At 41.6% G+C, this 14,563-nt stretch carries 10 protein-coding genes; 6 read left to right on the top strand and 4 right to left on the bottom strand.

Going from position 1 to position 14,563, the window contains the following annotated elements:
- Positions 1–13: 13 nt before the first annotated feature.
- From BLP87_RS02905 to BLP87_RS02895, 3 genes are all read right to left on the bottom strand, one after another.
- On the bottom strand, positions 14–889 hold the full coding sequence (locus BLP87_RS02905) for a phosphoribosylaminoimidazolesuccinocarboxamide synthase (protein ID WP_074461357.1): 876 nt from the start codon (positions 887–889) through the stop codon (positions 14–16).
- A gap of 30 nt (positions 890–919) precedes the next feature.
- Positions 920–2,560, bottom strand: a complete 1,641-nt coding sequence (locus tag BLP87_RS02900) for an ABC-F family ATP-binding cassette domain-containing protein (protein WP_074461356.1) — start codon at positions 2,558–2,560, stop codon at positions 920–922.
- A gap of 165 nt (positions 2,561–2,725) precedes the next feature.
- On the bottom strand, positions 2,726–3,586 hold the full coding sequence (locus BLP87_RS02895; RefSeq protein WP_074461355.1) for an AraC family transcriptional regulator: 861 nt from the start codon (positions 3,584–3,586) through the stop codon (positions 2,726–2,728).
- A 341-nt stretch (positions 3,587–3,927) separates the two neighbouring features.
- Between BLP87_RS02895 and BLP87_RS02890 the strand changes: the two genes are divergently transcribed.
- From BLP87_RS02890 to ppdK, 4 genes are all read left to right on the top strand, one after another.
- Entirely contained in the window at positions 3,928–5,256 is a 1,329-nt protein-coding gene (locus tag BLP87_RS02890) for an MFS transporter (protein WP_074461354.1), read from the top strand.
- 20 nt (positions 5,257–5,276) lie between these two features.
- A complete protein-coding gene (locus tag BLP87_RS16460) occupies positions 5,277–6,635 on the top strand; it encodes an ElyC/SanA/YdcF family protein (RefSeq protein WP_074461353.1) in 1,359 nt (452 codons plus the stop codon).
- Positions 6,636–6,788: 153 nt separating this feature from the next.
- Positions 6,789–7,688: a glycerophosphodiester phosphodiesterase family protein gene (locus BLP87_RS02880; RefSeq protein ID WP_074461352.1), complete on the top strand. Its 900-nt coding sequence runs from the start codon at positions 6,789–6,791 to the stop codon at positions 7,686–7,688.
- A 171-nt stretch (positions 7,689–7,859) separates the two neighbouring features.
- Positions 7,860–10,496 carry a pyruvate, phosphate dikinase gene (ppdK, locus tag BLP87_RS02875; protein ID WP_074461351.1) on the top strand — a complete coding sequence of 879 codons (2,637 nt, stop codon included), beginning with the start codon at positions 7,860–7,862 and terminating at the stop codon, positions 10,494–10,496.
- 141 nt (positions 10,497–10,637) lie between these two features.
- Here the strand turns inward: ppdK and BLP87_RS02870 are convergent, their stop codons facing one another.
- The gene (locus tag BLP87_RS02870) at positions 10,638–11,603 is read right to left on the bottom strand and encodes an AraC family transcriptional regulator (protein WP_074461507.1); all 966 of its coding nucleotides are present in this window, start codon (positions 11,601–11,603) and stop codon (positions 10,638–10,640) included.
- 113 nt (positions 11,604–11,716) lie between these two features.
- Here BLP87_RS02870 and rhaB point away from each other — a divergent pair, with 113 nt between their 5' ends.
- Together rhaB and BLP87_RS02860 are read left to right on the top strand one after the other, a co-directional pair.
- Positions 11,717–13,138 carry a rhamnulokinase gene (rhaB, locus tag BLP87_RS02865; protein WP_074461350.1) on the top strand — a complete coding sequence of 474 codons (1,422 nt, stop codon included), beginning with the start codon at positions 11,717–11,719 and terminating at the stop codon, positions 13,136–13,138.
- A complete protein-coding gene (locus BLP87_RS02860) occupies positions 13,132–14,553 on the top strand; it encodes an arabinose isomerase (RefSeq protein ID WP_074461349.1) in 1,422 nt (473 codons plus the stop codon). The genes rhaB and BLP87_RS02860 overlap by 7 nt, the downstream gene beginning before the upstream one ends.
- Positions 14,554–14,563 lie beyond the last annotated feature (10 nt).

The raw sequence follows: 14,563 nt of genomic DNA, 5'->3' as shown, positions 1-14,563 counted from the left end.
ATACCATATTACATCAAACGTTAAGTTCCGATCCTGTAAGGAGCTTATATGCTTCAAGATACTTGGCGATTGTCTTATCGATTACGTCCTGAGGAAGATTGTAGTCACATTCAGGATTTGCCTTTAAGTAGTCACGAACGAACTGCTTATCAAATGAAGGCTGACCGTGTCCGGGCTCATAGCCTTCAACAGGCCAGAAACGTGAGCTGTCAGGTGTGAGCATCTCATCCGCAAGTACAACTTCACCATTCTCATCAATACCAAATTCAAACTTTGTGTCAGCAATGATGATGCCGCGAGTGAGAGCGTAGTCTGCACACTTCTTGTAAAGTGCGATAGTGTAATCCTTGATCTTTGTTGCATACTCAAGACCTTTTCCGGGAAATGCCTTTTCAAGAACTTCTACGCTGCGGTCAAAATCGATGTTCTCATCGTGATCGCCAATTTCAGCCTTTGTGCTGGGAGTGTAGATGGGTTCAGGGAGCTTGTCGCACTCTTTAAGACCTTCGGGAAGCTTGATTCCGCAAACTGTACCGTTCTCTTTGTAGCTGTTCCAGCCACTTCCTGTGATATATCCGCGAACGATGCACTCAACGGGAACCATGTTGAGCTTCTTGCAAAGCATGCTGTTTCCTTTAAATTCCTCGGTTCTGAAAAATTCAGGCATATCATTTGTATCAACGCTTACCATGTGGTTGTTTACGATGTCCTTGGTAAGATCAAACCAGAACTTTGACATCTGGGTCAACACAGCACCCTTCTTAGTAACTTTGTTCTTGAGAATAACGTCAAAAGCGGAGATTCTGTCTGTTGCAACCATGATAAGGTTCTCTCCGATATCGTAAATTTCTCTTACTTTTCCTTCTTTTACGGGATTAAATGTCTGCATGCTAATGCTCCTCCTTAATATATATGAATATCAGTCGTCTTCCTCTTCATCGGCAACTGTATTATAAACTGTACGTTTTCTGGCCATCTCATCACTCTCGAGATATTCGTCGTAAGTAGAACGCTTGTCGACAAGTGATCCGTCGGGGAGAATTTCCATTATTCTGTTTGCTGTTGTCTGAACAACCTGATGGTCACGGCAGGCAAAAAGTTCTACGCCGGGGAATTTGATCATTCCGTCATTGAGAGCGGAGATTGATTCCATATCAAGGTGGTTGGTGGGTTCATCGAAGATAAGGCAGTTTGCTCCGCTTATCATCATCTTAGAGAGAAGACAACGTACTTTTTCTCCTCCTGAAAGAACCTTGACCTTCTTTACACCGTCTTCACCTGCAAAGAGCATACGTCCGAGGAATCCTCTTACGTAAGTTGCGTCCTTTACTTCCGAATAGCCTGTGAGCCATTCTGTGATGTTGTAATCATTATCAAATTCTTTTGTATTATCCTTTGGGAAGTAAGCCTGTGAAGTTGTTACGCCCCATTTGTATGTTCCCTCGTCGGGCTCAATCTCGCCTGTAAGGATCTGGAAAAGAGTAGTCTTTGCAAGCTCGTTTCCACCTACAAAAGCAATCTTGTCATCATGCTGAACGACGAAAGAAATGTTGTCGAGAATCTTCTCGCCGTTTATTGTCTTTGAAATTCCGGAAACGGTAAGCACTTCGTTACCGATCTCACGCTCGGGTCTAAAGTCGATATAAGGATACTTTCTGCTTGAAGGTTTGATAGTATCAAGCTCGATCTTCTCAAGAGCTTTCTTTCTTGATGTAGCCTGCTTTGATTTACTTGCGTTAGCAGAGAAACGGGCGATGAACTCTTTAAGTTCCTTGATCTGTTCCTCTTTCTTCTTGTTTGCTTCCTTCATCTGACGGATCATGAGCTGTGATGATTCGTACCAGAAGTCGTAGTTACCGGCATAGAGCTGAATCTTGCCGTAGTCTATATCAGCAATATAAGTGCAGACCTTGTTCAGGAAGTAACGGTCGTGAGATACAACGATGACAGTGTTCTCAAAGTTAATAAGGAACTCCTCAAGCCATGCGATGGCATCAAGATCCAAGTGGTTAGTAGGCTCGTCGAGGAGCAGTATATCAGGGTTACCAAAAAGAGCTCTTGCAAGAAGAACCTTGACCTTCTGATTACCGTCAAGTTCTTTCATGAGCTTATAATGATTCTCAGTCTCAATACCAAGTCCGTTAAGAAGGCTCTCTGCGTCTGATTCAGCCTCCCATCCGTTCATTTCAGCAAACTCAGCCTCGAGTTCACTTGCGCGGATTCCGTCCTCGTCAGTGAAATCTTCTTTTGCATAAATTGCATCTTTTTCATTCTTGATCTCAAAAAGACGTGAATTTCCTGCGATAACAGTGTCGAGAACGACCTGCTCGTCATATTTAAAGTGATCCTGCTCGAGGAAAGACAAACGCTGACCGTCTGTGATAACGACATCGCCGTTTGTTGTCTCAATCTGACCTGAAAGAATTTTCAGAAAGGTAGATTTTCCGGCGCCGTTAGCACCGATGATTCCGTAGCAGTTTCCTTCGGTAAATTTGATATTTACGTCTTCGAACAGAGCTTTTTTACCAACTCTCAGTGTTACGTTATTAGCACTTATCATTAAAAATAGCCTCACTTATTAATATAGAAATAGTCATTGCAACATTTCGTATTATAGGAGAAACTCCCGTAAAATGCAATAAGGACAAAAAATGGGAAGCCCGCACATCAAAATATGAGAAGTGAAATACAGGCCTATGAATTATATTTTCAGTTATAAGCCGGATTAAGCAGAGAAGCTTGCACGATATTCACTTGGCGACATATTCTTTTGCTCCTTAAAAACCCTGTTAAACGAGGATATACTTTGAAAGCCTGACAGCATTGCAATTTCTGTCAGCGACATGCCGTCATTGGACATTAGTTCTGCGGCTTTCTCGACTCTGATAAGATTTAGCCACTTATTGTAATTAAGTCCGGTTATCTCCTTAAAAATTCGTGAAAAATAATCTTTGCTTATTCCGGCTCTTTTTGCCATTTCGGATTGTGTAAGATTGTCATCCGTGAGATTATTTTTTATATAGTCTGTGACTTTTACCATTTTGAAATATAGCTCGTCGGTGACGGGAGATGAGTAGCTGTCGGTAAGTTCGCCGCTAAGCTCCTGTTTATGGGCGTCGAGTATCAGCATAAATTCAAATAAGAGCATGGTACACAGGATTTCTTTATTATTGTTGTTTGAAATGAAAGTGTCACGCATTTTGCCGGCAATCTCACCAAGTTTTAAAGCGAGTTCCCTGTGTGTATTTATGCAGATCACGTGAAGATTGTGATAGTAGTGTATTATACGCTTAAAGTCGAACACGGCATCTGCTATCGTATTACTGAACTGCAGGATTACAGAGCGGGTCCTGTCGGCATCAACGATCTCATGCATTTCCATGGGCCATATAAGTACAATATCACCTTCGACAAGATTATATATTTTTTGACCGATCTTATAGACATTCTTTTCACCGGGACCGACAAGGATGATTTCGCCAAAAGAGTGCCAGTGTGACGGAAACGATCTGTCTTCCGATCCGGATGCAAGATTAAATGCGTGGGTAGCCTGAAAAGGAAAAGTCTCATACTGACTTGGATCCATATTCATACCTCCGTTATTAATATCTGAAATAATAAGACAATTTTATATGAAATTTATAAGGAAAAGAATGGAAAAAATGGACAATTTCACCTTTTATTCTCCCACATACTTTGATCATCCCGAAGCTTGTTGAGGTTCTTTGCAGAGGCGATGGAAGAAAAGGTAGCATAAGCGGCTTTTTTAGCAGGGGGCTGTCGCATTTAGGCAGTCCTCTGTTTTTGTATCACAGTGAAATGCTTTCTAAATGAGGAAAATTCTTTCCTACAGGATGGCGGTCTTTCTATATGATAGTTCTTCATATATAATATAATGTACAAAAAATGGGGATATGGAGATACACTATGAAACTAAACTATAAGAGAACGGTATTTATCGGCTTTGCCTTTCTTTCAATCTGCGCATTCTGGCAGTTTTATGATAATGAGATTCCCAAGATATTGAAATACAGTTTTGGACTTGGTGAAACCGCGACCGGCATTGTAATGGCACTTGATAATGTATTTGCACTTTTTCTTTTACCGCTTTTTGGAAATCTGTCGGATCACACAGACAGCAAGATAGGAAAAAGAATGCCGTATATTCTTGTGGGAACGGCATTGTCGGTAGTCCTTTTGTATGCTCTTATAGCTGTTGCGAGAAAGAGCGGAAACCTTCTCTTATTTATGTTTGGACTTCTGTTTATTTTATTTGCGATGGGAATATACAGATCACCGGCTGTTTCGCTTATGCCGGATCTTACTCCCGCGCCGCTTAGAAGTGCGGGAAACGCAATAATAAATCTCATGGGAACAGTCGGCGGTATTTTCGTCCTTGTTATGACCAAGGTTTTGTTAAAAGAAGCTGAGGATCCCGCGGGTACTGATTATATGCCTTTTGTCATAAGTATTATTATCTGCATGGTACTTAGCGTTGGAATACTGTTTTTTACCATAAATGAAAAGAAGATAAGAAAAGAGATCGAAGCGGAGGGAGGGCTTAAGTCTCTCGGAGAGAAGTTTGAGGAAAAAACTTCGGAAGATGCGGAAGATGCTGTGCGGGAAGAAACAAAGAGCAAGATGCCTTCTGAAGTTAAAATGAGCCTGATCTTTCTTCTTGTTTCGGTATTTTTCTGGTATACGGCTTATAATGCGGTGACTACTGCGTTTTCGCGCTTTGTCGGTGTTGTGTGGAATCTTCATAACAACGATTATGCCACATGCCTTCTTGTTGCAACGATCGCAGCCACTTTGAGTTATCTTCCGATAGCTTATGTGTCGGGAAAGATAGGCAGAAAAAAGACTATCCTTTGCGGAATTACTCTTATGGCGGCAAGCTTTGTCATTACAGGTATGTATCAGCATTTTTCCGGTTCGATCAATATCTTTTTTGCACTGGTCGGAATAGGCTGGGCTGCCATTAATGTAAATTCTTATCCGATGGTTGTTGAGATGTGCAAAGCGGGAGAGATAGGAAAGTACACGGGAACGTATTACACATTTTCCATGGCGGCACAGGTATTTACGCCTGTATTTTCCGGATATCTTCTTGAGCACATTTCTTACAAAACATTGTTTCCGTATGCGTTTATATTCTCTGCGCTGGCTTTTTTGACAATGCTAATGGTAAGGCACGGAGACACAAGACCTGATATGAAGGGTAATATACTGGAAAATTTTGATGTTGATGAATAAAGAGGTTTTATAAAGACAGCATGACATATCGAATTATTGCATTGGCTTTTCTGATTGTTTTTTACGGAATATATTTTACAAAGATGTTTTTGCAGGCAAGAAAAGGCATAGTTACCGATCAGATTGCCAAGGGTAAAAACAGAGACAGAGCTTTTTATATTGAACTTACGATGAAGATCGCAACCATACTTGTACCTTTGACGGAGGTCTTGTCTGTTATAGCCGGTACGGCGCTTCTTCCTATTATGTATAGGGTTATAGGAATGTATTTTGCGTTTATCGGTGACATCGTGTTCTTTTCTGCGGTCTTTACAATGAGAGACAGTTGGAGGGCCGGAGTTGCGGCGGGTGATAAGGAAAAAAGAGAGCTTGTAACTGCGGGAATATATAATTATTCGAGAAATCCCGCATTTCTTGGTTTTGATCTAGTCTATATCGGAATACTGCTGATGTTTTTTAATCCGATTCTTCTTGTGATCACATTGTTTGCGATGATAATGCTGCATCTTCAGATTTTGGAAGAAGAGAAATTCCTTGAGGGATTTTTTGGAAAAGAATATGTGGAATATAAAGGCAAAACAAGCAGATACGCAGGGATGGGAAAGCCGTCTTTATTAAAGGCAATTTTGTATATCTACTTTGTGCTCGGTGTTTGGTCTGTACTGTATTTTTTTACCTGCCTTGCATACGGCGGTGGATTCATGCTTTCCTGGGTTTGGCTGTGGCTTCTTATTGCAGCATTTTCTTTTGTACGGGTTAAGATGCTTAAACGCAGGATAGACGGTAGGGAAAAGAGAAAGATTCCCGGGGCTGTCGTGGTGATATACAGGGCTTTGTTTGCGGCTTTTTTGATATTTTTTGTTATAACCGAAGTTAAGATAATCGGGGCGATGCGGGCAAAACCAAAGGAAAATCTTGACTATATCATTGTGCTCGGAGCAGGACTTCATAGGACGGAACCAAGTAATCCGTACAGGGCAAGGATAGAAAGAGCCGCAGAGTATCTTGGTGAGAATGAGCGAACGATGGTTGTTGCATCCGGCGGGCAAGGAAAGTTTGAAGAGATAAGCGAAGCCGAGTGCGCAAGGAGAAAGCTTGTTGATGTATACGGCATTGATGAAAACAGGATAATTCTTGAAGAAAAATCCACGGATACAGAAGAAAATCTGCGATACAGTCTTGAATATATCAAGGATCCTACGGCTTCCGTGGGGATAGTTACAAATGGATTTCATGAACTAAGGGCGTTGTCAATTGCAAAAAGGGAAGGGTATGAGAATGTATCATCCGTTCCTGCAAGGACTCTTTTCCCGGTCGGAATTCACTATGTTGTAAGAGAATTTTTTGGAATGACTGAGTTTTATATGAAAAATTTATAGGCGGAGCATGCTGTTAGGATGATTAATCTGCATAGAGATTAAAAAATAAATAAAATTAATGTTGATTAATTCATTTAATTGTTGCGAATTAAACAATTAGGAAGTAAAATATGTAGCAGACGTGTTAAAAAATTATCAGTAGGAAGTGGATTAATGCTTTTTATTAAGGTTTTGTGCATATTAGCACCTATAATGGTCGTTCTTTATTTACTTATGATCATGCCGAGGGTAGTACATAAACCTGACAGATTACCTCATGTGGGTGTGCGTTATGCGCACCGCGGACTTCATGACAATACATCTATGGCACCTGAGAACACTATGGCGGCTTTTAAGAAAGCAGTGGATGCGGGATATGGAATTGAATGTGATGTCCAACTTACCAAGGATGGTATTCCTGTTATTTTTCACGATTTTACACTTGCAAGAGTGGCGAGATACGAGAAGGGAGAGGTTCCTTCCGATGCAGTGAGAAACAGCGACGGGACATTCGGAGTTAAGGGGAAGGTAGTCGACTATACATATGAAGAGCTTCAGAGATTTCATATTCTTGATTCTGTTGAGAAAATCCCCACATTTGAAGATTTTTTGGCGCTTGTAGATGGCAAGGTTCCGCTTATTGTGGAGCTTAAAATTGAATTTAAGGACTGTGGAGTCTGTCGGAAGGTGAATAAGCTTCTTGAATCATATAAGGGAGTTTATTGCATTGAATCTTTTAATCCGCTTGGACTTTTATGGTACAGGAAACATAGGCCTGATATTATGAGAGGACAGTTATCCGATGAATTCCATAAGGAATCTCCTTCGGAATTTAACAGTTTTCTTTATTTCACGCTTACAAATCTGATGTTTAATTTTTTAACCAGACCGGATTTTATAGCATATAATCACAAATACGCAGGTAACCTGTCATTATGGCTGTGCAGACACCTGTATAAGAATGTCACCGCTGCATGGACGATCAAGAATGAAGAGGAACTTGTAAGAGCTGAGCAGAATTTTGACATTTTCATATTTGACAGTTTTATCCCCGCAAGGGGGCCTAAAGTGTGATCTTTTTAATATGGCAATGAAGATCATATGAAAATATATTTTTCAGAGGTTTTATTTAGGGTAATTATCCGCGTTTTATTTCACGGTAGTGTATTCCGCGGTAGTTATAAAAAAGAAATACATGAAAGGTGCCGGTTTTATAGAGTGACCGGTAAGAAAGGTAAGACAAAAATGGCGAACAAGTGGGTTTATATGTTCAACGAAGGTAACATGACAATGCGTAACCTTCTCGGTGGTAAGGGTGCTAACCTTGCTGAGATGACAAGTATTGGTCTTCCTGTACCTCAGGGATTCACAATCACAACAGAAGCATGTACACAGTATTATGAGGATGGCCGTAAGATTAACGACGAGATCATGGCTCAGGCTATGGACGGAGTTAAGAAGATGGAAGAGATCAACGGAAAGAAATTCGGAGACCTTCAGAATCCTCTTCTTGTTTCAGTTCGTTCAGGAGCTCGTGCTTCTATGCCCGGTATGATGGATACAATCCTCAACCTCGGTCTTAACGATGAAGTAGTTGCAGCAATGATCAAGGGAAATCCCGATCCTGCATTCGAGCGTTTCGTATATGATTCATATCGTCGTTTCATCCAGATGTTCTCTGACGTAGTTATGGAGGTTGGTAAGAAGTATTTCGAGCAGCTTATCGACCAGATGAAAGAGAAGAAGGGTGTTAAATTTGACGTTGACCTTACAGCAGCTGACCTTAAGGAGCTTGCAGAGCAGTTCAAGGCTGAGTATAAGAAACAGCTTGGCAAGGACTTCCCTTCAGATCCTGTAGAGCAGCTTAAGCTTGCTATCGAGGCTGTATTCCGCTCATGGGATAACCCTCGTGCAAACGTATATCGTCGTGATAACGACATCCCTTACTCATGGGGAACAGCCGTTAACGTAATGCCCATGGTATTCGGTAACCTTAACAATGAGTCAGGTACAGGTGTTGCATTTACCCGTGACCCTGCTACCGGTGAAAATAAACTTATGGGTGAGTTCCTTATCAACGCACAGGGTGAGGACGTAGTTGCAGGTGTTCGTACACCTATGCCTATCGCTCAGATGGAGAAGGAGTTCCCTGAGGCATATGCTGAGTTCATCAAAGTATGCGATACTCTTGAGAACCACTACCATGACATGCAGGATATGGAGTTCACTGTTGAGAACAAGAAGCTCTATATGCTTCAGTGCCGTAACGGTAAGAGAACAGCTCCTGCTGCTCTTAAGATTGCTTGCGACCTCGTTGATGAGGGACACAAGACTCCCGAAGAGGCAGTTGCTATGATCGATCCTCGTAACCTTGATACACTTCTTCACCCTCAGTTCGATGCTGCTGCACTTAAGGCTGCAACACCTATCGGAAAGGGTCTTGGTGCATCACCCGGAGCTGCTTGCGGTAAGGTTGTATTCACAGCTGATGACGCAGTAGAATGGGCTGCAAGAGGCGAGAAGGTTGTTCTTGTTCGTCTTGAGACATCTCCTGAAGATATCACAGGTATGAAGGCTGCTCAGGGTATCCTTACAGTACGTGGTGGTATGACATCACACGCTGCCGTAGTTGCTCGTGGAATGGGTGAGTGCTGCGTATCAGGTTGTGGTGACATCAACATGGACGAAGAAAACAAGAAGTTCACACTTGGTGGAAAGACATTCACAGAGGGAGACTTCATTTCAATTGATGGTACAACAGGTAACATCTATGAAGGACAGATCGCTACTGTAGACGCTCAGATCGCAGGCGAGTTTGGACGTATCATGGCTTGGGCTGATCAGTTCAGAAAGCTTAAGGTTCGTACAAACGCTGATACTCCTGCTGATGCTAAGAAGGCTAGAGAGCTCGGTGCTGAAGGTATCGGTCTTTGCCGTACAGAGCACATGTTCTTCGAGGAAGACAGAATTGCTGCATTCCGTGAGATGATCTGCTCAGATACAGTTGAAGAGAGAGAAGCTGCACTTGATAAGATTCTTCCTTATCAGCAGAATGACTTCAAGGCTCTTTACGAGGCACTTGAAGGAAATCCTGTTACAATCAGATTCCTTGATCCCCCGCTTCACGAGTTCGTTCCTACAACAGAGGACGAGATCAAGAAGCTTGCAGATGCTAAGGGCAAGAGTGTAGAAGATATCAAGGCTATCATCAATTCTCTTCACGAGTTCAACCCTATGATGGGACACAGAGGATGCCGTCTTGCAGTTACATATCCTGAAATTGCTAAGATGCAGACTAAGGCTGTTATCCGTGCTGCTCTTGAAGTTCAGAAGGCACACGCTGACTGGAATGTAAAGCCTGAGATCATGATTCCTCTTGTTTGTGAAGTTAAAGAGCTTAAGAACGTTAAGAAGGTAGTAGTTGAGACAGCTGACGCTGAGATCGCTGCTGCAGGCGCTAAGCTTGAGTATGAAGTTGGTACAATGATCGAGATCCCCAGAGCTGCTCTTACAGCTGATGAGATCGCTAAGGAAGCTGACTTCTTCTGCTTCGGTACAAACGACCTTACACAGATGACATTCGGATTCTCTCGTGATGATGCAGGTAAGTTCCTTGATGCTTACTATGATGCTAAGATCTTCGAGAACGATCCTTTCGCTAAGCTTGACCAGACAGGTGTTGGTAAGCTTATGGAAATGTCACTTAAGCTTGGTAAGCCCGTTAATCCTAATCTCCACGTTGGTATCTGTGGTGAGCACGGTGGTGATCCTTCATCAGTTGAGTTCTGCCATAAGATTGGACTTGACTATGTTTCATGTTCACCTTTCCGTGTACCTGTTGCAAGACTTGCAGCAGCACAGGCAGCTATCGCTAACAAGTAATAGGGAGTCAGAGGGACGGTTCTTTTGACTTCTTAAGAACTGAATAAATAAGACTCAGAACACCCGCATTGCAGAGTATATCTGCTTTGCGGGTGTTTTTAGAGGAGACAAAAGAACCGTCCCTTTGTCTCTTTTGATACCTTAGTTGGCTAATCTATAATCTCTAGGAGACATGCCATAGGCTTCCTTGAATTTGCGGTAGAAGTAACTACTGTTATCGTACCCAATGTAGGTATAAATATCTTCAATGGTAAGAGTGGTGTGGCTGAGAAGATAGGCCGCCTGTTGAAGACGACGTGTCATCAATTGCTCTTTAAAATTTTTACCAGTGTGCTTTTTAAGCAGTCTACTTATGTAATAGGTAGGCTGCTTTGTTTGTTCAGCAATTGCTTCAAGGGTGCCATGCTTATAGTGAGCATCAATATACTTCAAAACAGTAAGTAAAAGGTTTTGTTCATACTGAGATGGTGTGCCTTGGTTAACCAAAGAAACATATACTGAAAGGGTCTGTAATAGTAGACCCATTGTGGTCTTATTTATATTATTGATAATTGTTTCTGAATCCTGATTTAGCATAGTGAAAATCATATTTTCCATAAGATTTTGCACAGGAAGAATATCTGCAGCAGGGAAGTGCAGATAGGTTAGGAAGGATGACTCTGGAGATAGTGTGGAAATTAAAAAGTCTCTAAGTAAGTCTCCTTCTGGAATCATTTGTAGTGCTTCATCAAAAAACTCAGGAAGCAAGATAAAGTTAATTGCAACATCACCCTCTGATGCTGGAAGAATTTCCTGAGTGGCATTTTGGTTCAAGAATAAAAGTTCACCGGCTTTAAGTGTGATTTCATCAGTTCCATTTAAAATATGATGAGTTTCCCCTGAGACCATATAAACGAATTCAACATAGTTATGGGTGTGTTTTGGAAAGTGCACAAAACGAGTATGAGGACGTATCTCTATGAGACGTCCTTTTTTTAATAGCTTCTCACTGTCGATGACAAAACTGTTGCCGCTGGAGTACCTATTTTTGTCAATGACACCGCCCTTTAAAATTTCTTGTTCTTCCTCTGTCAGCTGTGATAGCTGCTGTAATAAACGCTTTTCCATAGGTAAATTATAGAATGAATCTAGCTGCAAATAAAGTCCTATTTTTGATTATTTTACGACCTTAAAAGTGAGCTTATCAGGATATATACTCATATCATAAACGAGGTGAAACTATGAGTAACTATTATTTGGCAGTAGACATTGGGGCCTCAAGTGGCCGTCATATGCTATTTACAATTGAAGACGGTAAGATGCAGATGGATGAAATCTACCGTTTCGAAAATGCCATGACAAATGTAGGGGGAAAGCTTCTTTGGGACACAAAAAAGCTTTTTAACGAAATCAAAAATGGCATGAAGGAATGCAAAAGACTTGGTAAGATTCCATGTTCTATGTCCATTGATACTTGGGGCGTTGATTATGTGCTCTTAGACGAAGTTGGACAGGTTTTAGGTGATACATACGGTTATCGTGATCACAGAACTGATGGAATGGATGAGGAAGTTTATAAAATCATCTCTGAAGAAGAATTGTATAATCGAGTTGGAATTCAAAAAGCAATTTTCAACACAATATATCAATTGACAGCAGATAAGCTTCAAAGACCAGAGGTGTTAAAAGAAGCAAAGACTTTGCTTATGATTCCGGATTATCTAAATTTCCTTCTTACAGGTGTTAGAGCATCAGAGTATACCAACGCGACAACAACAGGTCTTGTTAATCCTCATACCAAGCAGTGGGATTATCAGTTAATAGAAATGCTTGGTCTTCCTAGAGAAATCTTCTTAGAGCTTAAGCTTCCTGGTAATGAAGTGGGTAATCTAAGAGATGAAATCAAAGAGGAAGTAGGCTTTGATTTAAAGGTGCTTCAGTGTGCAAGCCATGATACAGCTTCTGCTGTAATGGCAATGCCTCATTTAGGCAACGAGGGGCTTTACATCAGCTCTGGCACCTGGTCACTTATGGGTGTGGAAAATACAGAAGCTCTTACTCGCGATTGCGACAGAAAGAGTAACTTCACAAATGAGGGTGGTTACGATTATAGATACAGATATTTGAAAAATATCATGGGTCTTTGGATGATTCAGCAGGTTCGCCATGAGGCAAATGATGCTCTTAGTTTTGCGGAATATGCAGAGTTGGCAGCAAGAGCAAACAGCTTCCCATCGCTAGTTAATGCTAATGATGAGAGATTCCTTTCTCCTAAGAATATGACAGAGGAGATAAAAAAAGCCTGTGCTGAGTCAAGACAGCAAGTTCCTAGCACTTCAGGAGAGATGGCAGCTGTTATTTACAAGAGTTTGGCAGCTTGCTACGGAAATACAATAAAAGAGATTAGCGCAAATACAGGCAAGCAGTATGAAGTGCTTCACATTATCGGTGGTGGTTGTAAAAACAGATATTTAAATCAGCTTACAGCCGATGCCACAGGACTTACAGTCCTTGCAGGCCCATCAGAAGCAACAGCCATCGGAAATGCAATGGTGCAGATGATAGAAGACGGTGCGTTGGCAGATCTTATGGCAGCTCGCGAGACTGTACATAAGTCATTTGATATAGAGGTTTTTAATCCAAAAGGAGGAGAAAGATGTTAGTAAATACAAAAGCTAAGGTGGGAGTTTTTTCAATTGCTCTTGGAGCGTATCTTCCACAGTTTCCAAGCTTAGTTCCAGAGTTTAATAAACAGTTTGAGGATTTCAAAGCGTCAATTCCTGACACAGTTGAAATCATTGATGGTGGTGTAGTTACCACAAAGGAACAGTCACAGGCTGCAGGAGATTTGTTCAGGGCCGCAGATGTTGATTTAGTATTCATGCAGCTTCTTACTTATGCTACATCTTACAACATGCTTCCAGCAGTAAAGGATTTAGATGTACCAGTTGTACTTGTAAATCTTCAGAAGCTTAAGGCTCTTGATTACGATACAGCCGGCACAGCAGAGTGGCTTGGTGAAGCATATGCATGTGGTGCTGTTGGTGAGATGGTAGCTGACTTAAATCGTTACGGAAAGCGCTCAGCTGTTATCACAGGTGTAGTAGAAGGCGGCGATGCAGCTGTTGCAAAGGAAATTGATCAGTGGTGCCGTGCAGCACAGTGTCGTAGAAGATTTAGAGAGACAAATCTTGCGCAGATTGGTCGCCCATATCCTGGTATGATGGACCTCTACATTGATGAGTCAAATCTTTACAGAAGAATGCACGTATATACAAAGCAGTTCGACTGGGAAAAGATTTGGGCTATTGCAGATGATATTACAGATGAGACTGTTATCAAGGCTAAGGCTGAGGATATCTTAGATACTTTTGAAATCGTTGGCGGTGTTGATGAAGAGAAGCTTCATGAGATGGCTAAGTACGTAGTTGCTTTCGAGCAGTGGGTTAAGGATGAAAAGCTTGGCTTTGTAGCATCTCACTATGATGGTTATGCAAAGGGGCAGGCTGGAGTTGTTGATAGTCTTCTTATCCCAGCATTCTCAATGTTAATAAAGCAAGGTACAGCTTGTGCTGTTGAAGGCGATATCAAGGTTGCCATGGCAATGAGTATCCTTAAGACAATCGCAGGTTCTGGACAGCTTTCAGAAATGTACACAATCGATTTCAACGATGGAGTAACTCTCATCGGACACAGCGGTTCTGGTGACGCAGATTTCTCTCAGGCTAAGAAGCCTACTATGAAGATTGTAGATGTATTCCACGGCAAGACAGGTGGTGGATATCTTACACAGTTTTATCCACCAGAGGGAGATATTACATATCTTGCAATTACTCAGGATGGTGAAGGTCACTTCAAGTTCGTTTGTGCTGAGGGTGTAAATGTACCAGGAAAGATTCTTCAGAATGGTGACACAATGATGCGTACAGAATTTGCAATTTCACCAGCTGAGTTCGTAACAAAGTGGAGCGAAGCTGGTCCAACACATCACTTTGCAGCAGCAATCGGTCGTCACATCGATGTAGTTGAAAAGGTAGCAAAGATTTTTGATGTACCAGTGGAAATCATCACAAGATAAGGAGATATAG

This window comes from Butyrivibrio hungatei, from assembly GCF_900101605.1.
GTDB classification, from domain to species: Bacteria; Bacillota; Clostridia; order Lachnospirales; family Lachnospiraceae; genus Butyrivibrio; species Butyrivibrio hungatei_B.
The sequence above is the reverse complement of the archived record's forward strand: the minus strand, read 5'-3'. Positions and strand labels throughout refer to the sequence as shown.